The following is a 24,102-nucleotide window of genomic DNA, read 5'->3' on the forward strand; positions in this document are numbered from 1 at the left end:
AAGGTTAAAGGATTTGTGAGTGGTATAAAAGTAGGGGAAGTCTGGAAGAAACGGATATAATCGGTTTCTTCCAGACTTTTTTGCTTTTTGTAATATAAAAAAATTTTTTTCCTATATGAGGAATTTTTTTGTTTAATATTTGAATTTTTTGTGAAATTAAATGGAATTTTTATTCTTCTTTTAATACATAATGTTACAAAATTGCGTAATTGTATTTACTTTATTTTTATAGGAGATTAAAAATAATAATAAATGTACCAATTTATGAGGGATATTAATATATTAATTAACGATTTGTTCGTTTATCCCTATATTGCTATTATATTAGCGAAAGCAATATATTGGGGGGGACAAAAATGAAATTGAAATTAGCATCTAAATTGGAAAGATTAAAAACAAGTAAAAAGGGGATTGGTGCTTGTGTATTGGCTGCAGGCATGATGGCAATCACAATGACTCCTCAAAGTGCGTATGCACATGGGTTTGTTGAAAAGCCGAGTAGTCGTGCTGCTTTATGTAGTCAGAATTATGGGGCATTAAATTTAAATTGTGGAAATGTAATGTACGAACCTCAAAGTCTAGAAGCACCTAAAGGATTTCCAGATAGTGGACCGATTGATGGGAAAATCGCTTCGGCAGGAGGATTGTTTGGAGGTATTCTTGACCAACAAACATCAAATCGTTGGTTCAAAAACACAATTAAAGGTGGAGTAAATACATTTACATGGAAATATACAGCGCCACATTCTACAAGTAAATGGCATTATTACATTACAAAAAAGGGATGGGATCCTAACAAACCATTAACACGTGCTGAATTAGAACCAATCGGAACTGTGAAACATGACGGTTCGGCCGCATCAAATAATTTAACACATACAATTAATGTACCAACTGATCGTAATGGTTATCATGTTATTTTAGCTGTATGGGATGTAGCAGATACGTCAAATGCTTTTTATAATGTAGTTGATGTAAATTTAGTAAATAATGAAACTCCTGATACAGTAGCTCCAAGTCAACCAACTGAATTAAATGCCTCTAAAGTTTCTGCCAATAGTGTTGAAATAACATGGAAGGCTTCCACTGATAATATAGGTGTAAAAGAATATCAAGTGTTACGTAATGGAGAAGTAATTGATACGGTACCAGGTACAACTTTTATTGATAAAAAATTAAAAGCAGATACGGAATATACTTATACAATAAAGGCATTAGACTCTGCTGGAAACATATCAAAAGAAAGTGAAAAACTGAAGGTTAAGACAACACATACAATCCCAGATATAGAGGCTCCAACTCAACCAAAAGGATTACATAGTATGGGTACAACATCGACAACTGTTGATTTGATGTGGAGTCCGTCAGAAGATAATGTAGGTGTTGACCATTATATTGTATATAGAGAAAGCGCTGGGGTTATGAATAAAATTGGGACAGCGGCTAATACATCCTTTATGGATAAAGATTTGAAGGCTAATACATCGTATAAATATGTAGTGACGGCGGTTGATTTAGCTGGAAATGAATCTAGTAGAAGTGATGTTTTGAATGTAACAACAAAGTCAGAGGATTCCGCATATGAAAAATGGGATGCAAGAAAAGCATATACTAAAGGTGATAGAGTAGTACATGAGGGGAAAGTGTACGAAGCGGTTCAAAATCATCAAGGAAATGGCGACTCAAATTGGATTTTTGCTTTATCGCTTTGGAAGCCAGTTTTGAATAAATGATAAGCTGAAAAAGGTAGTTTACAATTTTGGATTGCTCTTTAAAAATTAAGGGCTGTTCCAAATATAATGATCTAATGGATTAAATGATATGTTAATAAAGTGAAACTGTAATCAGTGGAGGTTTTGTTCATCCCCCACTGATTATCAGCCCTCACCAATCGGGCTTTTACGGGCGCTCGTTAATGCGGGATAAAATTTAATCGCTATCCTAATGTTTACGAAATGAAATTAAAAAAAGAATCCCTATGGAATTCCATTGGGATTCTTTTTTTCTAATTTGTAATAGCGTAAATTTTCACTGTGAATTTGCTAGTGGCACCAATTGGACTTGCAATATAATATTTAGTATTTGTGTAAGCTTCAGTCCTAGATTCATGTGAAATATTTTTCCAACGAGTGGAATCTATTCCCAGGGAAACATCAATCATTACATTGAAAGAAATAGTAGAAGGATAATCTTTTTCAGAAGGCTCAATAACCCATTTTAATTCTTTGGTACCTACAGGTAAACTATCAATTTTAAAGTTTTGGCTGGATCGATTTTGTTGCCCTGATAAAGGACTAGATTCAGATGCTATTTGCGAAATTAATATTTCTTTTTCATTTGAATGTATACCATTTAATTTAATGATACTATCAATTAAACCTGGACCAGGAAAATCAGCTGCGATGATACCAGAATGTTTAATTGCGCCTTGTTGTAAGAGTTCGGTCCCAAGTGTATTCATCCCCCCGTAGTATACTTGTCCGTTTCTATCGCGAGGGAAATCACTCCACGCATTAGTGGAATTCGTTTGAATCAATTTAGGACTACTGTCAGTATTTCTGCTTTCTTTTCCGCTTGCAACAAACCAAGGATATACATTATTTAAAAATGCGGCTGCGCCCCCCGTACCACTAAAATGGTTGAGATAAATTTTTCCATTATTAAAGTTAGTATTTGTATTTTGTAGATGGTTTTTTATCGCAATCCATTTTGTATATATTTCGTTTGGTCCGCTTCCAATTTCAAATTTATCTTGTATATTCAAACCTTCGTAATCAATCCCGCACAATTGAGTGGATGTAAAGTTTTGTAAGATTACAATTTTCCCGCGGGTATCTCCTAAAGTAGGGTTATTTCTATCTGAAGTTGGTACGGAATTAGGATCCCAAAAATATGAAGCATTAACGTTTTTATATTTTAAAAATATCTCCTCAAATGATAGAGATCCATTTTCAGGAGTAGTTTCTTCTTTTAAGCGCATTAATATTGTTTCTGTTGGATGATCTTTTAAAAATTGAATGGTCTCTTTTAATACATCTTCAAACACAGCTTTTTGATTTACAACACCATGATACATTGCAAAAGAATCTTTTACACGTTTAACACGCATATCTACATATCGAATTCCGGAATTTAATTGTTGAGATAAACTCATAGTTTGATTTCTTGTCAAATTTTCATCAAGAAAACTTGCTCCATGTAAAGCCATTGTACCGTGAGTCCCTGGAATAGATATTTCACTTATTTTTGTTGAATCTTCTATTTTCGCCATCCACGATGGATTTTGATACCCTATATTTGATTCATAGGAGTAACCTGGATGACTATTAGCTAAAATAGTAGATGGTGTACTTAAACTTGCTAGTGTAATACAAGTAAGGATACTAATTTTAAAGAAATTTCTCATTTTTATTTTGTTCATTTTTTCTCTCCTGACCTTTAAACAATTGTTAGATGATTTTTTACTATATTTATTGTTTTTCATTCTTAAGATAATAAATTTTTGTATTTGAAAATAATTAACAATAGGGGGAGTAAGTTATTTGAGACTTTAATAATTTGTTATTATAAATTGTCTCTAATAGCCAAATGGATTCTTGAAAAATCGAAGTATAGCCTCCCAAAAAAAAACTGTTTATCGTATTGAATACAAACAAAACAGAAGTCCTAAAAAAGACTTCTATTTTGTGACATATAATGAATAATAAGGTGGTAAACAAATCAAGATAATGTGATTGAGTGGTAAAAATTTATTAATAGCTGTTTTAGAATTTCTTATAACAAGGCTGATTACAAAAAGCGGATCTCTACACTGCTAATAAAAATTGAAAAATTCTACTCATTAAAACTTAGACTAACTACAGTTGCAATTGATTGGGCTGCATGTTCCCAGCTTCCATCTATAACTTTACCAATCTGCTGACCAAGTGTATTTAAATCATTTGGATTAACTGGAATTCCATTATACGCAGCAAGAATTGATAAAAGTGGAGCGGCAAATGGTGTCCAACCACCTCTATCAATATTAAATACAGGTTTATCTAGTACCTTTCCATCTTGTACTGTAAACTCATAATAAAATTGATCATCTGGACGAAAACTTAAATGATGAGAAATTTGCCCCTTAACATATTTTTTTCCTGCACCTAGGTTTACTACTTCTATTTCTTTTACATTAAATTCATGTTCAAATACTTTAATTTTTTTGACTTCTGGACCATTTAAGGCAGCTTGAACGGCTGTTTCCAAATTATTTTGTGCAAAAGGTTGAATACTCGATTGTGCCTCTTTTTGTTGAATAGGAGCCTCTTTTTCTGCAGCAAACACCGAGGTAGTAGGTAGTGCACCTGTAGCTAACGTAGCTGCAAGTGCTGTTGTCATAATGATTTTTCTTTTCTTCTTCATAGTTTTCCTTCCTCTCTTAAAGTTATGATATATAATCTTTTAAAGACTGACACGGTGCAATTTTTTTCATAATGCACGTAAAAAATTAGTTTAAGAATTATGTGAAATCGTGTCAGAAAATTAAAGTTAATTATATATGTATTTAAGATGATATCTATCTACACATATTTTTTCAATTTTTAGATAAATGAAATAGTAATGACTTCTTAAGAATTAATTTAGCACCTTGTTTATCTAGAAAAGTCCTATAAACACATTTAATTCATAGTAAAAGTAATATATTTGATAGTAAATGTCTTGCATAATGCGATAAAATTTCACAATTTTTTATCATTATATACAGAAAAAGGTAACGAAACTTAAGCGATATGTAATACTTGTCATAGTTGTGAATTATGTGAATCTATTTAGTGTAACAGCTAAGATGTTAGATCTTGTTTTTCTTAAAAACATTACTTATTCAGATTCATGAAAAGGATTTTAATGGATTAGTTTGATTTGATATAAAAAGAGGACGCATTTTTATTTGCGTCCTCTTTTTATGATAATTTATTTTACAAGTTAAGAAGAATCTTTGATCATCTAAATAAATTCTATCACCCTATTAGGAGATACTAGTAGAACAATATGGACTTTTATTTAGTTCATTTTCTAACAGTTCGTTTAATTCTTTAATAATACTATAGGCAAGCATAGTACTTAGTTCAGAACCTTTTTCTATTGTTTTATTGATAATACTCTTTCTTGGTACTATTCTAAGTATTTTTCAGCTAGGTAAGAGGGGTATGTTGAAATAGGAGGGCCCATCTTAAAGTAGGATAAATTGGTCTTTGAAATCGGTATACAGTTCTTTAATAGATATAGTTTTTGCAATATATCTTTATCTATGGGATGAAGCATATAATCTGTCATGATGAAATAATTGTGATGGTAGATAAATACTTTTCCTTCTGGTAAAACCGCGTGATGAGATAAATTTGGATAAATAGGTGGTCCATCTGAAAATTGATTTAAACTACGTTGTGAAACTTTAATAATTTTTTGAACTGAAAATTTAAATTTGCGAAATGCAATGATGTCAATAAATGGACGTTTTTGATTATTTTCTATATAAAATAACTCTCCTTTTTCATTTTGCACAACCCGTAGATTTGGAATTGACTCTGTAAGGGTTATGGGGGGCCCTTCTGTATATTTGTGGATAAATGGATCGGGAATTAAGACAATTTCATTTTGATTATATTTGAAGTAAGAAAGCATATCTTTCGAAATAAGCCTGCGTTTAAAGTTATCAATTAAAAATACTTCACCTTGTGAATTACTAAATAAAATACCATTTAAATCTTTTGAAGGGAGGTTAGCATATAGGTTTTGGAAAGAGAATGGTGTTTTAAAAGTAATATCGAGCACTTTGTTAATGGGATAAAAAGGTTGAAATGTATTTAGGCGTTTCCAAAACATTGCATCTCCAGCAAACCAATATAAAGGATTTGTATCCCAATATCCACAGTACTTTTCATAGATTTTTAATAATATTCTTCTAGTATGCATAATTGAACAATGATCTACAACATTAGCAGCTGTATATAAAATTTCCGAAGCTTCTCTCACAAATTCATTTGTAGGTTGTAGGTTATAATCAACATATTTTACGTATTGGGAAGAGTAGACTACATCAATTTCAGGATGTTTTTCTAAGAAAGACAACATTTCAGCTAATCTGTTTGGAAGGTATATAGTATCATCTGTTAAATAGCAAATATAATCCCCACAGGTTAATGGTAGTGCCTCATTGATAAGTGTTGCATATCTTGTAGTTTTATATCGTTCATCATCTTGTATAAAACTATTCGTATAAGTAATTCGAGGATCCTCTAGATAATTTTTTATGACATTTATAGTTTCTGGACAGGAGTTATCATCCATAATAAAAAGTTCCCATTCTTTATAAGTTTGCATTAGAACACTTTCAATAACTTGATTAATTAATGACGGCTTATTATAACTAGTAAGGATAATTGATATTTTGGGTTGCAAAGTCTTCACCTCTATTGAGAATATTGAATGTGTTTTTCTAGTGAAATCTAATAATTAAAGCTTTATCGACACTTTCTTTTTTATACTTAAATAATTTATGACTTTTTCATAGATATGGTATGGACTATAGTGGAGAAAAAAGAGACATGGGTGAATATAAATACTGCTATTAATTTTTTATAGATAAAGAAACCTTTTTTAAAATTATCGGAACGGTTTGTCCTTTCTATTTATATAATAACGTAACTGTTTTTGTATTTATTGATAAGGAGGAGAGAGATATTTGCCTAAAATTTCAGTTATAATGACAAGTTACAATAAGCCTGCGTTTGTTGAAAAATCGATATTAAGTGTATTAAACCAAACCTTTCAAGATTTCGAGCTTTTTATAATGGATGATGATTCAGATGAAATGACCCAGAAGGTGATTCAACCATTCATAAATAATGAAAATGTACATTTTTATAAAAGTAATGTAGCTCATATTTCTGAAAGGACAAAAAAAGTAAGATATGCCGCTTTAATCAATGAGGCACTTAAGCATGCTAAAGGGGAATATATAACTTATATTACAGATGATAATCAATATGAAGAAGAACGTCTTAAAAAGATGTCTAGTTATCTTGATGAGAATAAAGATGTTCAAATTATTTATTCTGCATCAAAAACGATTCATATAGATGAAACAGAGATGCCTATTAAAACGGTTGAGAGACCTGCAAAAAAAATTATGAATAATGCTCCATGTACAATTGATCATTGTTCTATTATGCATAGAGCATCTGTTTTACCAATTCTTGAAAAAAGATGGAATTCTTATTGGGATGAAGATCCTCAGTTTTACCGGATAGGAGATGCGCGCTTCTTTTGGAGATTAAATCACTATTGGGATTTTTATCCCTTAGATGAAATTTTAGATATCAATTATATTACTCCCCATTCAATACATGCGCAGTTATTTGCAGAAGAAAAAAATGAATTTGTGCAATTATTACCACCACAAAGAACATGCAAAGAATTAAGGGAAGACTTAAGAAGAAAAAGAGGGTGAAAAATTGAGTGACATTTATTTGAAAAATTACTGGCTATTAAATTTAGAGTATATAAATATTTTTTCAAGGTTAAAGCATTATAATATTCCTTTACCATTACTGAGTAATTTTTATCAATATTTAGATGAAGATATAAAAAATAAAATGAAAGATAATAATTTTTACAAGAAATTGTCAATTGAGCCAATAGCAGAAACACAGTTACAGTTAGAGTTTGAAAAAATAATGTCTGTATTTCAATCAAAAATAAAAAGAAAAAACCAAAATGGAGCAATCCTCCTAAATTCAGATTATCTCCGTTTTTCAGTAAGTAACTTTACCCACTTTAATCCAAATCAAACAAAGATATTAACTAGATCAAAAAAGACCGAACTCTATGGTCTTCCTACAGTTTGTGCACCAGATTATATAAATAAATCTGCTAATACCGCACATGTTTTTATAGAAAAAGCTAAAGAAATCTTTTTAAAGTTTAATAAGCACCCACTATTTTCAAACCTCTTTTTTCAAAAAAAATTACTAAGCGACCTTCCTATCATGATTGAGAAACTTAATATGGCTCATTTTATTTTTAAAGAACAAGATATTTCTGGTGTGATTGTCGGTACTACGGAAGATATAACAAGTAGAGCTCTTACTTTTCTTTCTAGTAGTGAGGGTATACCGAGTTATTGTCTGCAGCATGGTGCAGTAATGGGGGAAGAAGCATACTTTCCGGTTTTCGCAACAAAACAGGTCGTATATGGGAAATATGAAGAAGATTGGTACCTTCAAAAAGGGGTCAGTGAATCTCAAATCGAAATACTAGGGCACCCCAGATATGATGAGATCTTTGATAGAGTATATATGGATAAAAAGAATCTTTTTAATAAATTAAAAATAGACCCCTCTACAAAAGTGGTTTTTATTGCAACCCAGCCATTTAAAACTTCATTTTATACTGAATTGACAGAAAAGTTAGTGGAAGACAAAAATATTACGGTTATTATAAAGCCACATCCTTGGGAAAAAGGGCGTAATTTAGTGGGAGAATATATTAAGTTAAGTAACTTATATCCTAATGTTAAATATATAACAAATGAAGTAAACATGTATGATGTTATTTTACATGCAAATCTTGTGGTTATCTCAAATTCAACAGTGGGATTAGAGGCGATGTTATTAGATATACCTGTAGTTGTTTATAAATCTTTATTAGAGGAAAGGGATTATAAATATTACGATACATTAGATTGGCTTGTAAATCATTCTATGGAGGATATGACTAGCACGATTAAAAAGGTTCTAAATGATCCTTTACAATCAAATTTAGCAAAAGAATTAAGAAGAAAATTTATTAATGAAAACTATCCGCAAGAAGCATGCACAAAAAGATTAATAAATTTAATTCAAATTGAAAAAGATTAACATCATCACTATTTATAAATATTTGAAGTAAAAGATTATATTCTCAGTTTTCAATGATTAATATGTATTTTAAACTTGCAATAGAAACATATGTTTCTATATCCGGCAAACTAGTTTATTTCTCAACAAATGGATTGCCTATGGAATTACAAACAAGTTGAAGAGAGGTTTTTTGCTAAAATTAATTTTTAATATGAGGAGGTATATATTTTCATGTTTTTTAAAGATAAAAATGTTTTAATTATTGGTGGAACAGGAACAATTGGAAAAAGCATTCTTTCTAATGTTCTACAGGAAAAGCCAAAAGTGGTAAGGGTTTTTAGTAGAAGTGAATACAATCAATTTTTATTACAAGAAGAATTTAGGGGTAAAAATCGAAATATTCGTTATTTAATTGGGGATATTCGTAATTATGATCGAGTATTTAGTGCGATGGAAAATATTGATTATGTATTTCATGTGGCCGCGATGAAGCATGTTTCGTTTTGTGAATATAATCCGTTTGAAGCAGTTTTGACCAATATTTTTGGAACACAAAATGTAATAAAAGCGGCAATTGCTCAGAAAGTAAAAAAGGTAGTTTTTACAAGTTCTGATAAAGCGATTTCACCAACAAATAATTACGGTGCAACAAAATTGACTGCTGAAAGATTGATTACGTCAGCGGAATATTCAAAAGGTTCAAGTGAAACGACATTTACAAGTGTTCGCTTCGGAAATGTGATGGGATCAAGAGGCTCTGTTATTCCTTTATTTGAAAATCAAATTAAAGAAAACCAAAAAATAACTGTAACAGATCTTAGTATGAGTAGATTTATGATGACACTGAACCAAGCAACTATGTTAACAATTGAAGCAATGAAAATAGCAAAGGGTGGTGAAACTTTTATATTAAAAATGCCAGTTATTTCATTAAACGATTTAAGTGAAGTGATGATAGAAGAAGTTACAAAGTTATATGGGTTGCCCAAGGAGAATATTAAAATTGAAGAAATTGGTTTAAAACCGGGTGAAAAAATGTATGAAGAACTTATGACACATGATGAATCTTTACAGGCTTTTGAATTACCAGATATGTTTATCATTCCTAGCCCATTAAAAAAGGGTACTCAATATGAAAATGCAAAAAGGGCGAAGGCAGGGTTTTACCGTTCTGATAATCAAAATGCGATTTCAAAAGAAGAGCTTAGAAATTTAATATTAAACCAGCAGCTATTAACAGGAGGGGAGAAACTATGAAAATATTAGTAACTGGTGGTGCAGGGTTTATTGGTAGGTGGGTTGTAAAGAGATTATTGCAGGATAAGCATGAAATATGGATATTAGACAACTTAGCAAATTCAACTACTGCAAATATTACCGAGTTTGCACACGATCTAAATTTAAAACAATGCATTCAAGGAGATATTAAAGATAAAAAATTAGTTGCTCAATTATTTGAAAATAATTCATTTGACCTTTGTTATCATTTAGCAGCGAGTATCAATGTTCAAGATAGTATAGATGATGCTAGATCAACTTTTGAAAATGATACAATAGGTACTTTTAATTTGCTAGAACAATGTCTTAAGTATGATGTCAAAATGGTCTTTATGAGTACTTGTATGGTATATGATAAAGCAACTAATATACAAGGGATATCAGAATTAGACCCAATTAAACCAGCCTCTCCATATGCTGGATCAAAAATTGCTGCTGAAAACATGGTTTTATCTTACTATTATGCTTATAAGCTACCAGTAGTGGTTATTCGCCCATTTAATACGTATGGTCCATTCCAGAAAACAGGTGGGGAAGGTGGGGTTGTTTCCATTTTTATAAATAATAAATTAGATAATGTACCACTGAATATATATGGGGATGGAAAACAAACGAGAGACCTTTTATACGTTGAAGATTGTGCAGATTTTGTTGTGGCAGCAGGATACTCTCCAAAAGCAAATGGTCATATTATCAACGCTGGAACAGGGCAAGATATATCCATTAATAAATTAGCAGAATTGATTTCGGGAAATAAAGTAAGTATTCAACATGTAACTCATATCCATCCGCAAAGTGAAATTCAAAAATTATTATGTAACTATGAAAAAGCAAAAACAATATTAAACTGGGAACCAAAAGTTTCTTTAGAAGATGGAGTTATTAAAACAGAAGAGTGGATTAAATCTTTAAAAATTAACCCTAAGGAGAAAGAGTAATGGTAAGGGGAATCCTCGGTATGCATGGAGGAAATCCTGTTAGAGAAACTTATTTACCATATGGTCAGCAACAAATTGATGAATATGACATTCAGGCTGTTGTAGATGTATTAAAAGGGGATTTTTTAACAACAGGACCAATGGTTCAACAGTTTGAAGAGGCAATAGCGAAATATGTGGGAGCAAAATACGCTGTTTCCTTTTCAAATGGTACAGCTGCATTGCATGCTGCCTGCTATGCAGCAGGCATAACTGAGGGAGATGAAGTAATTACAACTCCGATGACATTTGTAGCAAGTGCAAATTGTATTTTATACCAGGGAGGAAAGCCGGTATTCGCCGATATTGACAATGGAACATATAACATTAGTCCTAAATCTATAGAGGAAAAGATTACAAATAAAACAAAGGCTATTATTCCCGTACACTTTACTGGGCAGCCTGTAGAGTTAGAAGAAATACAAAAAATAGCAAAAGAAAACAATTTGATTATCATTGAAGATGCAGCCCACGCATTAGGAGCCACATATAAAAATAAAAAGATTGGTTCAATTGGTGATATGACAATGTTTAGCTTTCATCCGGTGAAACATATTACTACCGGAGAGGGGGGAGTAATTACCACAAATAATCCTCTGTTTTACGAAAAACTTTTTCAATTCCGTACGCACGGAATTGAAAAGAATCCTCGAAATCTTCTTGAAAATCATGGGCCTTGGTATTATGAAATGCAATTCTTAGGTTACAACTATAGAATAACGGATATACAAGCTGCTCTTGGCTTATCACAGTTAAATAAATTAGACTCTTTTATTAAAATTCGAAAGAAATATGTAGACATTTATAATAAAGAATTTAGTTGTTTATCTGAAATCATCATACCAAAGCAATTGCCTCAAACCGATTCAAGCTGGCACCTTTATATTATTCGTTTAAATACTAAATTATTAAAATGTAATCGGAAAGAAGTTTACGAGGCATTACAAAGAGAAAATATTGGTGTGAATGTGCACTATATACCCGTACATTTGCAACCGTTTTATCAAAAATTAGGTTATGGAAAAGGTATTTGTCCGCAAGCAGAAAATGTATATGAGGAAATTATTACGCTGCCTCTATTTCCTAAAATGACAGAAGCTGATGTGTGGGATGTAATACAAGCTGTGAGAAAAGTTCTTTCGTTTTATAGAGTTGCTAAAAATTAAATGAAAGGGGGGTTATTAAAATTGCAAAACCAAAAATTGTTAAGAGCAGTTACAAAAGGTGACATTAAAAAAGGAGAGATTATTACAGCTAATAAAGTAACAATGGAATTAAATGTTGTAGAAAATGCGCTGACCGAGCTTGAAGCAGAGGAATTATTACCTCAGGTAGCTGTATATAATTTGTCTGCAGGTACCCCAATAACAAAAGAGGTTATTGAACCTCCAAAGGTAGTAATAATTATACTTTGCCGCTTAAAATCTACTAGGTTACCTTTAAAGGCAATATTGCCAATACACGGAGTTCCTTCCATTGAACGATGTCTTATAAATACATTAGCTATTCCAGGAAAACACCAGGTCATACTTGCTACTTCAGATATTGCACAAGATGACCCTTTGGAAAAGTTTAATTTAAACGGGAAAGTTAAGATTTTTAGAGGTGATCCAGAAAATACCGCTGATCGCATGTTCCAAGCTGCAAAACAAGAAAATGCAAATATTGTCATACGGATTACAGGGGATTGCCCAGCTGTGTCACCTGAAATAAATACTTTTTTACTAGATGAACATTTGAAAAGTGGTGCAGACTATACACAGGCAGAGTTAAGTACGTTACCTGTCGGAACAGCTGGTGATATTTTTACATTAGAGGCAATCGAACGATTACTACAAACCCCAAAACCTTTAACCTATGCAGAATACCTTCCGTTTTATTTTATTAATAATCCACATTTATTTCGTATCAATGTAGTGAAACTCCCTCCAGCAGTTTGTTATCCTACTTGGAGGTTAACATTAGATGAACAACCAGATTTAGATATGTTCAATGAACTTTATAGAGGTCTGAATGTAAAATCTAAACCTTTATTTTTTCATCAAATAAAAGATTACATCCTTCGAAATCCTGAAATTATTGAAATTAATAGTCATGTAAAATTGAAATGGGCAAATCAACAATCATTAGTAGATGAGTTAAATAGAGAAACGATATTATAAATTAATAAATTGTAGTGCTTTTAGTGAGGAGGGAGTATCTTGCTTGAGAAAAAAATTGCCTTTCGCGCCGACGCATCTATTGAAATAGGTACCGGCCATATTATGCGTTGTTTAACACTGGCCCATGAGTTACGGAATAAAGGTGCTCAAGTATATTTCATTTGTCGTAAGCTACAAGGTGATTTACATCAATATATTTTAAATAAGGGATTTCGTGTGTTTGTATTAGATGGAGATGGTGAAAATACGAATTTCTTAAGTACAGAACACGGGAGTTATTTAAATTGGCTAAAATATCATTGGTTTGTTGATGCACAGCAGACCAATGATATTTTGTCGCAACTTCCCAAGTGTGATTGGTTAATCGTTGATCATTATGGATTAGATAATAAGTGGGAGTCTGCTTTAAGAAAAACTGTAAGAAAAATTATGGTAATCGATGATCTTGCAAATCGAATGCACGACTGTGATTTGTTACTAGACCAAAATTTATACGATAATCCTAATGGTCGCTATAAAGATTTAATACCAGAGCACTCATTAGTAAAATTGGGGCCTAAATACGCTATATTACGGCCAGAGTTTCATGCCGCTAAGAAATTTTTACGAAAAAGAACAGGAGAAATTGAGAGGATTTTTATTTTTTTTGGTGGGCATGATGTAACAAATGAAACATTAAAAACATTAAGAGCCTTACAAAATATAAATCAAGATAACTTAAAAATAGACGTTGTGGTAGGAAGCCAAAATCCGCATAAAGAGGTGATTCAAACTTATTGTAAGAGTGTTTCTAACGCTTCATATTATTGTCAAATAGAAAATATGGAAGAGCTTCTCGTACGAGCGGATTTAGGGATAGGAGCTGGAGGAACAACCACATGGGAACGCTGCTTTCTTGGATTACCTTCTATAACAATTACAACTGCCCAAAATCAAATTGAAGTAACCAAGGCTGTAGCAAAGGTTGGAGCTACATGGAATATTGGCACAGCTGAAAGTGTTTCGGATAAAGCAATTATGAAATGTCTAAACAAACTTTTATCAGATTCTAAAATAGTGAAAGAAATGTCTAATAAAGCTCTTTCTATACAGTGTGCCAGTAATTCAAATGAAATAGCAAAAAATATTTTAGGAGGATAGTATGTTAGATATTGGGGATTTTCAATTGAAAAGGTTAGAAAAGAAAGATTTAGAACTTATTTTAAATTGGCGGAATGCAAAAGAAATACGTTCAGTTATGTATGAAGATCATCAAATAACAATAGACGAACATTTAAAGTGGTATGAAAAACTCGTAATGGATGAAACAAAGGTTGCAAGATTATTAATATATAAAGAAAAACCAATTGGATTTGTTAATTTTACAAAAATAGATGAAATGAATCGAACTTGTTATTGGGGATTTTATATAGGTGAAAAACAAAGTGTAAGACATGCCGGAACTGTATTAGGTTTATTAGCATTAAACTTTATTTTTGAAATTAAAGACATACACAAAGTATGTGCAGAAATAATAGAATCAAACTGTATTAGTTTAAATTTTCATCAAAAACTTGGTTTCCAAGAAGATGGAAGATATGAAGATTATATTTATAGGGACAATGATTATATAGATGTCATTACAATGACCTTGTCCCGTGAACAATGGGAGGAAAGAAAAGAAGCTATAAAAATAGAACTTGAAGGTGAAAAAAATGAGTAATGTATATATCGGAGGTAGAGAGATTGGCAATAGTTTGCCACCATTTATTATTGCAGAAATGTCAGGAAATCATAATCAATCATTAGATAGAGCGTTGAAAATTGTAGAGGCAGCTGCGGAGGCTGGGGCACAAGGCTTTAAAATTCAAACATATACACCAGATACAATGACTTTAAATATAGAAAATGGTGATTTTTTAATTCACGATACAAAAAGTTTATGGAAAGGCAAATCACTTTATCATTTATACAAAGAAGCATATACACCATGGGAGTGGCATAAACCAATTTTTGATCGCTGTATAGAGTTAGGGATGATACCATTTAGTACGCCTTTTGATGAAACAGCTGTAGACTTTCTAGAGACATTAAATGTTTCATGTTATAAAATTGCATCTTTTGAAAATACTGATATCCCCCTCATACGTAAAGTAGCCGCAACAGGAAAACCAATAATTATTTCGACAGGTATGGCTTCAATTGCCGAACTAGATGAAACAGTAAGGGTTGCGAGAGAAGAAGGGTGTAAAGAACTAATTCTATTAAAATGTACGAGTACGTATCCTGCGTCTCCAAAATCTACAAATATAGTTACCATACCTCATATGAAAGAGTTATTTAAATGTCAGGTGGGTTTATCCGATCATACACTGGGTGTAGGAGTATCTGTAGCGAGTGTTGCCTTTGGGGCCACAGTAATTGAGAAACATTTAACGCTCTCAAGGTTGGATGGAGGAGTTGACGCTAAATTTTCAATGGAACCAGCTGAATTTAAATTATTAGTAAGCGAAACTGAAAAAGCATGGGAATCTTTGGGGAATGTATATTATGGACCTACTGATATAGAAAAAGATTCTTTAAAATTTAGAAGATCATTATATGTAGTAGAAAACATAAAAGCGGGAGAATTCTTTACAAATGAAAATGTTAAAGCTATTAGACCAGGGAATGGCTTATTACCAAAACACATATCCAAAATTATCGGGAAAAAAGCGAGTAAGGATATCGAAAAAGGGACGCCTGTTTCATGGGATTTAATTTGATATCGAGGAAATGAGAGTGTTTATAGAAAGATTTATAACAAAAATACTATTTAAGTAGAGAATAAATTTTAAAGGCCCTGTTTAAAAACAGGGCCTTTAAAAAGGGCAAGATATTTAACAACTGAAGGTACCTTCATATTACCATTATTGGAATATTGATACCATATGTTAGGTGTTGAGAAATAAAAAGTTCATTCGGCACAACAAATTGGCCAGTGAAGCTAGCTAACCACTTGTTGCACAAAAGAAAATTAGGCCCTGAAAGTAATAGATATGTAACCTAAAGTTACATTTATAGTGTTAACAAGATTGCATATATTATACGAAAAGGTATCTAGTAAAAAATTTATTTTGTAGAAATAAAAAAGAAATTGTCACCGGATTACCTTTTGATAAAACAGCGTACTTTCAAACATAATATATTCAAATCCTTATGATATATGTAAATAAAAGAGCAGCTAGTGAAAGCTAGCTGCTTAATACAGAAAAGAGAAGAACTACAGGGACGTTTAAATGAGCTCTGGCTTTCGCCTATCTTTAGTATTGACGGAATGTTTAGTTTTATGCTGACAAACTTAAGAAGAGCATCTATAAAAAGACCTCTTTAAGGAAGAAATGAGATATTGAAAAGTGAATTAGGTTTTTAAAATTCAAGAAAATATATGACTATTTCATCATAATGTGACGATGAAACATAAAATAGTAGTTAACAAAATCTAAATGCTCGACTCTCGCCCAAGAGAGTTAGATTGGGAAGAATTTGAGGCAGATTTATAAAAAATTTTGCCTACAGTATTGACGACATATTAAGTTTTATTCAAGCGTCTAGAGGGAAATATATAGGACATTCAATTTTGAATTACTTGATGAAAATACAGTGGATTAGGGGATATATGGGGTATTTATGAATTATGAGGCATGGAAGTAAAAGAAATAAAATTAAGTATTTAATATGAAAAATAATTATTACAGTTTTTCTAGTATCAGATTGTCCGCTTTAAAAGAAAGTACTCCTTTGTAGACTAGAGATAGAGCTTAGAGTGCTTATTATTTTTTTAGAAGTTAGAAACTAAGTAATTCTGGATAAAAAGGACTGGTTTATTTTAGTTTAGAAAAAAATTAAGATTTACTTATTATTAATTTAACTATTTAAAGTAAAACCTTAAGGGAAAGTTAAAAAAAAATAAAGTTTTGCATTATAACATAATAATATAATTTTCATTTGAATAGTTAAAAGTGTATAAAAAGGGTGCTAGTCATTATTATGAAGTATGGAAGTTGTTGAGTATTATAGGAGGGTTTCATGAGTAAAATAATAGAATTATTAAGGAGTTTAGATAAAAAACTGATTTTGATTTTATGCATGTTTTGTATTATTAGTATCACTGCAATTTATAGTAGTCAACAAACTGGCCAGTATGGAAGCACAAACTTTGCATTTCAGCAAGGTAGGAACTATTTAATTGGTTTTGTACTGTTAATATTAGTTGCAAGTATTGATTGGGATCAATGGCAAAAGTTATCTTGTCCAATGTATATTATTGGATTTGCATCAATTGTTATATTAAAAATACTACCAGAATCAACATTTACTCCCGTTAAATTGGGAGCAAAAAGATGGTTTCAATTTCCTGTTATTGGTCAAATTCAACCATCGGAGTTTTTCAAAATTGCACTAATTATATTTGTCGCAAATTTAGTAGTGAATCATAACGCCAAATATATGATTCGGACATATAAAACTGATTTCCTGTTGGTTGGAAAAATTATGTTAGTCTCAATTCCTCCTATTGCTCTGGTATATAGTCAGCCAGATACAGGGATGGTGTTCTTATACGCAGCATCTATTGTATTTATTTTATTCATATCAGGGATTCAAAAGAAATTAATTGCATTTTGTACATTCATTCCGGTAACTCTACTATCTACATTAATATTTACATACGTAAGATATCCAGATTTTTTCTTTAAAGAATTAGTTACTAGGTTAAAACCTCACCAACAATCACGCATTATAGGTTGGCTGAATCCAGCTGAAAATGCAGATCAAGGGTATCAAACGCAACAATCTCTTTTAGCTGTTGGAAGTGGCGAATTACATGGAAAAGGATTTGGTCAAGGACGTGTATATATTCCTGAAAAGCATACTGATTTTATTTTTGCTACCATCGCTGAAGAAGGTGGATTTATAATAGCGGCTCTCGTTGTATTGGTCTTGTTACTTCTTATATATCGAGTAACTATAATTGCTTATTCAGCAGAGAATCTGTTTGGTACATTACTATGTGCGGGGGCAATTAGTGTTCTAACACTTCAAATCTTCCAAAATATCGGTATGATTGTTGGTATAATGCCGGTAAAAGGAATTGCACTTCCTTTTTTATCATATGGAGGAAGTTCACTGTTTTCAAATATGATAATGATCGGGCTTATCTTATCGGTGCATAAAAATTATAAAAAATACATGTTTCAAGTGAAATAAAAGTTAAGAATATGTTATAGATTAATTTGAAGAAATCCCCTTGTGCATCTATATGCACAAGGGGATTTCTATTTTAATAAAGCTGTGACTGTAAAATAGTTGTTATAAAGTGGATTCTCTTATGAAAAGTATGCTGTGTTATCACTTTTGTATGAATTTTTTCAACCATTAATCTTTTTGAAATCGTGTCATCCAAATAAAGAGATACTTTATTTAAACAGTCTTCAAAGCTGTCATAGGATATAATTTCATCTTTATTGAAGAACGATAAAAGATCAGACATTTCTTCAATAATTTGAAAGCCTTGGCAAGCGGCAATATCAAACGTACGATTATTAATAGTATTATTTTTTACTTTATTTTTATTTTTATTTTGTGGAAATAGATGACTACGATGAGGATTTAAAATAAGACTAGCGTTATTATAATAGAGCGCAACTTCTTGAGGTGGAATCCATTCTTCTATAATTTTAATTCTTCGGTGATTTTTCCATTTTTTTAATAACTTATTTTTCCAATGTCGGCCAATAATAGTATAGTGATAGGGGGTATTTTCTAAAAGAAAATGTATTAATTTTACTCGGTTTGGATAAGGATAGCCAATGAATAATACTTCACTTTTATATTTTATATTTTTTAGACTAGGTTTAAATACGTCTATATTAGTTGCTAATGGTAAGTGATATACATTGGTATATCCTAAAGCCGTGTAATATTTAAGTGCTTCGCTATCAATAGTAAATATAAAATCAAAGTTATTTAATAGAAGAAGAGAAGTATCTATATAAAATGGATCCTCAGTTAACCAGACAGCTAATTTAATGTTCCATTTTTTAAAATATTGAATTGCTTTTTGTGGTAGATGATTACCTAATAAGGTGAATACAATATCGGGATGAAACGTTGTTGTAATGAAATCCAATTGTTGTATTAATTCACTCGGTTGTATCGCTAACCATTCGAAATTTTGATCTATAAGTGTTCCTTGTATGCTTTGATCTAGATATTGATAAATTTTTGAGTAACCAGAAGTAATGTATAAGAGTTTCATATTTCAACCCCTGCTTTAGGTTTAAAATATATTATGAGATAAACGTAACACTTTCTATTTCTTTACAACTAATTTTAGTAATACTTGTAGTAGGAGGAGTAACTGAATTTTCCTCTTCTAATGTGACGATACAAGTATTAGGGTTAAAATTTGTAAAAATAGCAGGTCCAATAATATTCCCAGATTTACCAGTCACAGTAACGACTTCGCCTGGCTGTAAATTTTTAAAAATACTACATACTCCACCTGAACAACCAAATAAATTGCATAAGAACAAATTTATTCCTCCTTTAAACAATATACTATATCATATGAAATTTTGTAGAACGATGTGTAGACAAGTAACCTTTAGAAGAGAAAAAAATTTAAATTAAAGCAATTTATTGAAATAATAGGTCAATAGAATGTTACATCTTAGGGGATACTGATTAGATTTTTCATGAAAAAAGACATTCATTAGAATGTCTTAAATATGGATTAAGCTAGAACAATATGAATCATTTTAAGGAGTGGTTAAAGTAACACTTTCTATATCTTCACAACTTATGAATGTAGTATTGGTAGAGGAAGGGGTTATCACATCTTCTTCTTCCAATACTACTGCACATATATTCGGAAAGAACAGTGAAAAAGTAGCAGGTCCAATAATTTGACCTGATCTAGTAGTAACTGTAACAACTGTTCCCGTTGGCCACGAAGAGAATAGAAAACAAGCTAAACCTGTACAATCTGCCATAATAAATCCTCCTAACTTTAAGTTTTAATTGAAGTAATAAAGTCCAAACATTTTATAGTGTATGTGGGAGTAACATGAATTGCTTGGACTAATAGAAATCACTTTCTGGTGTTATCTCTTTATGATCAATGAGATAACTATTAAATCCTACAATACAAAGGTTTAATAAATACAATATGGTCAGAAGGTTTAATGAAAAAGATATTCTATGATATAGTAATTAGCTATTCAAAGGTCAAAATACTGTGAATAGGAATTATAAAGTGAGGAATTTTTCAGAGTAACAAATGGAAGTTTTAATAATGGAACAAAAATTGAACATAATCTTCATTAAAAAAAAAGAACACAAATCAGTGCTCTTAGAAAGTAGACTATATGGTTTTCGGATTAGTATATACTATCATATGCTCGTTTTTTTTAAGGGTGTAAACAAAATTAAATAAAAATAATACATATGAGGTTTTTAAAAGAGTAATAGCTCAACAGGATGGATTTGCAAATTGGTTGTTGGTTACATATAAACTAAATAACCATAATTTCATTTATAAATTTATATAAACAAAAATGCTTGAAAACAAACTTTTCGCATTGCTAAATTGAATATTCAGGTTCTTATAAGTGACAAAGGATACTTTGAGAGAGTATTGAGACAAGGATAAACTGTAAGGAAAAATTATATAAGTGATTAATTAATATAAAACCATCCTATTATTGTATATGTGGACACTGGATGTTTCTATGTAGTTTGTTTCAAGTGACATATAATCCAATGTCTATTGGCATGTGATGTAATTAAATGTAGCTAGAATACAGTATAATATTGAAAAATATAAAGTTTGTAGTGGTTGAAACAAATTAAAGAAGTAACATAAGGAATTTACGCATAAAGTAATGTTGATGGTAAAATTAACAGAATTTTCATTTTAATAAGATAAAAATGTGATGTTTTTAACGTATAATAATTTTACTACGATGAAAATACGGCCACAAATTAGTTAATTTAAAAATTAATTTTAGATAGGAAGAGGATAATGAAGACCAGAGATAGTTATAAAATTATTGTCGTTGGTGCTGGGACTGCAGGAATATCTTCTACTGCACATTTATTAAGAAATATCCCCCTATTGAAAGAAAGTATAGCGATTATTGATCCGTCAAAAAAACATTATTTTCAGCCACTATGGAGTTTAGTGGGGGGAGGAATTGTTTCAAAGGAAAGTACAATGCGTGATCAAGAATCGCTTATTCCAAAAGGGGCAACGTGGATCCCTAAAAGTGTTGTTAAGTTATTTCCGGATGAAAATAAGATACTGTTAGATGACGGACTGCTGCTTGAGTATGAAATTCTTATTGTAGCAGCTGGTATACAAATAAATTGGGAAGGTATTAAAGGCTTAAAAGAATCTATTGGGACTAATGGGGTATGTAGCAATTATTCTTATACATATGTTGATTCTACTTGGAGAGAAATCGAAAAATTTAAAGGAGGAAATGCGCTTTTTACCCACCCTAATACTCCTATTAAATGCGGTGGCGCTCCACAAAAAATTATGTATTTAGCAGAGGAGTATTTTTGTAATAGTGGTGTAAGAAACAGAAGTGAAGTAATGTTTTATTCTGCAAACACTGACATATTTCAGGTTCCACGATATGCAAATACTTTAGAACAAGTACTAGAAAGAAAGCAAATTATAACGAATTATAATAAAAACTTAGTAGAAATTATCGCCGAAAAGAGAGAAGCAATTTTTGAAGATACGCAAACGCTGAAAAGAGAAACCATACCATATAGTATGATACATGTTGTTCCACCAATGGGGCCACCAAATTTTATTAAAGAGAGTGAAATAAGTGATTATCAGGGATGGGTAGATATAAACCCTTATACTTTGCAGCATGTAAAGTATAAAAATATTTTCGGACTTGGAGATTGTACCAATTTACCTACCTCTAAAACTGGAGCCGCAATTCGAAAACAAATACCTGTCTTAAAACAAAATATTATGGACGTACTTAGCGGAAGAGATTTACAGGCTAAATATGATGGATATACATCATGTCCGATTGTTACAGGATATAAAAGTCTTATACTTGCTGAATTTAACTATGAACATGAGCCACAAGAAACGTTTCCATTTAATCAAGCGAAAGAAAGGTATAGTATGTTTTTACTTAAAAGATATATGTTGCCATATATGTATTGGAATTTAATGTTGAAAGGGATTATATAAGGAAAGATAGAAAGTGGTTATAAAAATTGAAAAGCAATTTGAAATACCTATTTGGAGGGAATAGCTATGCTTTTAAAATATTTTTATGATGAAAAATTAGCACATGCTTCCTATTTAGTCGGTTGTCAGAAGGAAGGCGTAGCAATTGTAATTGATCCAGGTCGCTATATAGAACAATATATAGAATTTGCTAAGAAAGAGGGAATGGAAGTAATTGCTGCGGCTGAGACTCATATTCATGCTGATTTTCTTTCTGGGTCTAGAGAACTTTCCAATCTTTATCATGCAAATTTATATGTATCTGATGAAGGAGATTGTGATTGGAAATATCAATATCTTAACGAAGGTCGATACAAATTGGTTAGAGAGGGCACAGAGTTTAAAGTAGGTCATATAAAATTTAATGTAATTCACACCCCAGGGCATACGCCTGAAAGTATTTCTTTTTTAGTAACTGATACAAGTCAAAATAATTATACGAATGATAAACCGATAGGAATATTCACAGGTGATTTTATATTTGTAGGAGATATAGGAAGACCGGATTTATTAGAAACTGCAGTCGGTATGAAAGATACTGCAAAAATAGGAGCGAAACAATTATTTGATTCTATACAAAAAATAAAAATATTCCCTGATTATTTGCAAATATGGCCATCACATGGTGCGGGAAGCGCATGTGGAAAAGCATTAGGAGCAATTCCAACTTCTACATTAGGTTATGAAAAGATGTTCAATTGGGCATTTCAGTGTAATGAAGAAAGAGATTTTGTATCGACTTTATTGACGGGACAGCCAGAGCCTCCAAAGTATTTCTCATTAATGAAGAATTTAAATAAGTATGGTCCCCCAATTCGTAAGAAGAGAAAGAGAACTGCTATTAATACAGTAGAAGAACTTCAAGAAATTTTGAGTAGCGTTCACCAAATAATTGATATAAGGGAGGCAGAGAGTTTTGCTACAGGTCATATTGAGAAGTCAATTAACATACCTTATAACAATTCTTTCACAACTTGGTGTGGATGGTTATTAGATTATAAAACAGAAACTTTAATAATTTTAGATGAGGAAAAGGTTAAAGTGGAGGCAGTTATTAGGGAATTTGAATCTATTGGGTTAGATAATATTATTGCTTTTGCGCCCTTAAAAGTAATGCAAAAACATGTTAGCCTTGAAAGCTACAAAGAAAAAACATCGATTGAATTATATCCGCATATAAAAGGTGGAAGGGTTAAGGTTATCGATGTGCGTAGTAAAAAGGAGTGGGAGGAAGGACACCTTCATGATGCAATACATATCACTTTAGGTAATCTATTTCAACAGCTAGATTATATACCGAAAGATTGTCCAATAGTTTTGCAATGTCGAACCGGATTGCGTTCGGCTATAGCAGCTAGTATTTTACAAAGAGCTGGTATAAAGGAAGTAGTGAATTTAAAGGGAGGATTTCTTGCATGGAAAGAAGAAGGGCTTCCGTATACAACATGCAATCTCAATGTGTAGGAAAATATTATTACGAGATCAGTAAAATAGTAAAGAAGGTTGCCATTCACGGCGAC

Annotated in this window: 19 protein-coding genes; 13 read left to right on the plus strand and 6 right to left on the minus strand. The window is 31.4% G+C overall.

From position 1 onward, the window contains the following. Window positions 1-356 precede the first annotated feature (356 nt). On the plus strand, window positions 357-1,733 hold the full coding sequence (locus tag C4S65_RS03280) for a lytic polysaccharide monooxygenase (RefSeq protein ID WP_086406911.1): 1,377 nt from the start codon (window positions 357-359) through the stop codon (window positions 1,731-1,733). Between the two features lie 272 nt (window positions 1,734-2,005). Here C4S65_RS03280 and C4S65_RS03285 read toward each other — a convergent pair whose 3' ends face one another. The 3 genes from C4S65_RS03285 to C4S65_RS03295 form a co-directional block, all read right to left on the minus strand. Next, on the minus strand, window positions 2,006-3,421 hold the full coding sequence (locus C4S65_RS03285; protein WP_001033599.1) for a phosphatidylinositol-specific phospholipase C: 1,416 nt from the start codon (window positions 3,419-3,421) through the stop codon (window positions 2,006-2,008). A 413-nt stretch (window positions 3,422-3,834) separates the two neighbouring features. Continuing rightward, complete coding sequence (locus tag C4S65_RS03290; RefSeq protein WP_000730216.1) at window positions 3,835-4,404, minus strand: hypothetical protein; 570 nt, start codon at window positions 4,402-4,404, stop codon at window positions 3,835-3,837. Between the two features lie 750 nt (window positions 4,405-5,154). Beyond that, a complete protein-coding gene (locus C4S65_RS03295; RefSeq protein WP_061666686.1) occupies window positions 5,155-6,441 on the minus strand; it encodes a glycosyltransferase family 2 protein in 1,287 nt (428 codons plus the stop codon). A 283-nt stretch (window positions 6,442-6,724) separates the two neighbouring features. On the opposite strand from C4S65_RS03295, the gene C4S65_RS03300 reads away from it, so the two are divergent. The 10 genes from C4S65_RS03300 to C4S65_RS03345 all read left to right on the plus strand — a co-directional run bounded on the left by C4S65_RS03300 (window position 6,725) and on the right by C4S65_RS03345 (window position 18,525). Beyond that, window positions 6,725-7,492: a glycosyltransferase gene (locus tag C4S65_RS03300; protein ID WP_001124406.1), complete on the plus strand. Its 768-nt coding sequence runs from the start codon at window positions 6,725-6,727 to the stop codon at window positions 7,490-7,492. Between the two features lie 4 nt (window positions 7,493-7,496). After that, a complete protein-coding gene (locus C4S65_RS03305) occupies window positions 7,497-8,900 on the plus strand; it encodes a CDP-glycerol glycerophosphotransferase family protein (RefSeq protein ID WP_061666687.1) in 1,404 nt (467 codons plus the stop codon). A 213-nt stretch (window positions 8,901-9,113) separates the two neighbouring features. Further along, a complete protein-coding gene (locus C4S65_RS03310; protein WP_086406912.1) occupies window positions 9,114-10,139 on the plus strand; it encodes an SDR family NAD(P)-dependent oxidoreductase in 1,026 nt (341 codons plus the stop codon). Beyond that, window positions 10,136-11,098, plus strand: coding sequence for an NAD-dependent epimerase/dehydratase family protein (locus C4S65_RS03315; RefSeq protein WP_086406913.1), 963 nt, complete (start codon window positions 10,136-10,138; stop codon window positions 11,096-11,098). The genes C4S65_RS03310 and C4S65_RS03315 overlap by 4 nt, the downstream gene beginning before the upstream one ends. Further along, window positions 11,098-12,303, plus strand: coding sequence for a UDP-4-amino-4,6-dideoxy-N-acetyl-beta-L-altrosamine transaminase (gene pseC, locus C4S65_RS03320; RefSeq protein ID WP_000251481.1), 1,206 nt, complete (start codon window positions 11,098-11,100; stop codon window positions 12,301-12,303). Before C4S65_RS03315 ends, pseC begins: the two co-directional genes overlap by 1 nt. Next, window positions 12,304-13,299 carry an SAF domain-containing protein gene (locus C4S65_RS03325; RefSeq protein ID WP_086406914.1) on the plus strand — a complete coding sequence of 332 codons (996 nt, stop codon included), beginning with the start codon at window positions 12,304-12,306 and terminating at the stop codon, window positions 13,297-13,299. It abuts the gene before it with no gap. Window positions 13,300-13,338: 39 nt separating this feature from the next. Further along, window positions 13,339-14,439: a UDP-2,4-diacetamido-2,4,6-trideoxy-beta-L-altropyranose hydrolase gene (gene pseG / locus C4S65_RS03330; RefSeq protein WP_000890382.1), complete on the plus strand. Its 1,101-nt coding sequence runs from the start codon at window positions 13,339-13,341 to the stop codon at window positions 14,437-14,439. A 1-nt stretch (window position 14,440) separates the two neighbouring features. Beyond that, a complete protein-coding gene (gene pseH, locus C4S65_RS03335) occupies window positions 14,441-15,001 on the plus strand; it encodes a UDP-4-amino-4,6-dideoxy-N-acetyl-beta-L-altrosamine N-acetyltransferase (RefSeq protein WP_000884113.1) in 561 nt (186 codons plus the stop codon). Beyond that, entirely contained in the window at window positions 14,994-16,043 is a 1,050-nt protein-coding gene (pseI, locus tag C4S65_RS03340) for a pseudaminic acid synthase (protein WP_000073380.1), read from the plus strand. The genes pseH and pseI overlap by 8 nt, the downstream gene beginning before the upstream one ends. A 1,303-nt stretch (window positions 16,044-17,346) precedes the next feature. Continuing rightward, a complete protein-coding gene (locus tag C4S65_RS03345) occupies window positions 17,347-18,525 on the plus strand; it encodes an FtsW/RodA/SpoVE family cell cycle protein (protein ID WP_098285362.1) in 1,179 nt (392 codons plus the stop codon). A 73-nt stretch (window positions 18,526-18,598) separates the two neighbouring features. On the opposite strand, the gene C4S65_RS03350 is transcribed toward C4S65_RS03345, so the two are convergent. The 3 genes from C4S65_RS03350 to C4S65_RS03360 form a co-directional block, all read right to left on the minus strand. Beyond that, window positions 18,599-19,576: a DUF3880 domain-containing protein gene (locus tag C4S65_RS03350; protein WP_000772271.1), complete on the minus strand. Its 978-nt coding sequence runs from the start codon at window positions 19,574-19,576 to the stop codon at window positions 18,599-18,601. A 31-nt stretch (window positions 19,577-19,607) separates the two neighbouring features. Then, complete coding sequence (locus C4S65_RS03355; RefSeq protein WP_000477970.1) at window positions 19,608-19,853, minus strand: hypothetical protein; 246 nt, start codon at window positions 19,851-19,853, stop codon at window positions 19,608-19,610. Between the two features lie 225 nt (window positions 19,854-20,078). After that, window positions 20,079-20,312, minus strand: a complete 234-nt coding sequence (locus C4S65_RS03360; RefSeq protein WP_000752670.1) for a hypothetical protein — start codon at window positions 20,310-20,312, stop codon at window positions 20,079-20,081. A gap of 1,031 nt (window positions 20,313-21,343) precedes the next feature. Here C4S65_RS03360 and C4S65_RS03365 point away from each other — a divergent pair. Together C4S65_RS03365 and C4S65_RS03370 are read left to right on the plus strand one after the other, a co-directional pair. After that, a complete protein-coding gene (locus C4S65_RS03365; protein ID WP_000857324.1) occupies window positions 21,344-22,543 on the plus strand; it encodes an FAD/NAD(P)-binding oxidoreductase in 1,200 nt (399 codons plus the stop codon). Window positions 22,544-22,609: 66 nt separating this feature from the next. Beyond that, a complete protein-coding gene (locus tag C4S65_RS03370; RefSeq protein ID WP_098285361.1) occupies window positions 22,610-24,046 on the plus strand; it encodes an MBL fold metallo-hydrolase in 1,437 nt (478 codons plus the stop codon). The last annotated feature ends 56 nt before the right edge of the window (window positions 24,047-24,102 follow it).

This window comes from Bacillus sp. ok061, assembly GCF_900108285.1.
Taxonomy (GTDB): domain Bacteria; phylum Bacillota; class Bacilli; order Bacillales; family Bacillaceae_G; genus Bacillus_A; species Bacillus_A thuringiensis_S.

Coding starts and splice junctions, on each gene's coding strand:
- pseH (WP_000884113.1), top strand. CDS start 14,441: ATGTTAGATATTGGGGATTTTCAATTGAAAAGGTTAGAAAAGAAAGAT.
- C4S65_RS03365 (WP_000857324.1), top strand. CDS start 21,344: ATGAAGACCAGAGATAGTTATAAAATTATTGTCGTTGGTGCTGGGACT.
- C4S65_RS03350 (WP_000772271.1), bottom strand. CDS start 19,576: ATGAAACTCTTATACATTACTTCTGGTTACTCAAAAATTTATCAATAT.
- C4S65_RS03360 (WP_000752670.1), bottom strand. CDS start 20,312: ATGGCAGATTGTACAGGTTTAGCTTGTTTTCTATTCTCTTCGTGGCCA.
- pseC (WP_000251481.1), top strand. CDS start 11,098: ATGGTAAGGGGAATCCTCGGTATGCATGGAGGAAATCCTGTTAGAGAA.
- C4S65_RS03370 (WP_098285361.1), top strand. CDS start 22,610: ATGCTTTTAAAATATTTTTATGATGAAAAATTAGCACATGCTTCCTAT.
- C4S65_RS03310 (WP_086406912.1), top strand. CDS start 9,114: ATGTTTTTTAAAGATAAAAATGTTTTAATTATTGGTGGAACAGGAACA.
- pseI (WP_000073380.1), top strand. CDS start 14,994: ATGAGTAATGTATATATCGGAGGTAGAGAGATTGGCAATAGTTTGCCA.
- C4S65_RS03290 (WP_000730216.1), bottom strand. CDS start 4,404: ATGAAGAAGAAAAGAAAAATCATTATGACAACAGCACTTGCAGCTACG.
- C4S65_RS03325 (WP_086406914.1), top strand. CDS start 12,304: ATGAAAGGGGGGTTATTAAAATTGCAAAACCAAAAATTGTTAAGAGCA.
- C4S65_RS03280 (WP_086406911.1), top strand. CDS start 357: ATGAAATTGAAATTAGCATCTAAATTGGAAAGATTAAAAACAAGTAAA.
- C4S65_RS03315 (WP_086406913.1), top strand. CDS start 10,136: ATGAAAATATTAGTAACTGGTGGTGCAGGGTTTATTGGTAGGTGGGTT.
- C4S65_RS03285 (WP_001033599.1), bottom strand. CDS start 3,421: ATGAACAAAATAAAAATGAGAAATTTCTTTAAAATTAGTATCCTTACT.
- C4S65_RS03345 (WP_098285362.1), top strand. CDS start 17,347: ATGAGTAAAATAATAGAATTATTAAGGAGTTTAGATAAAAAACTGATT.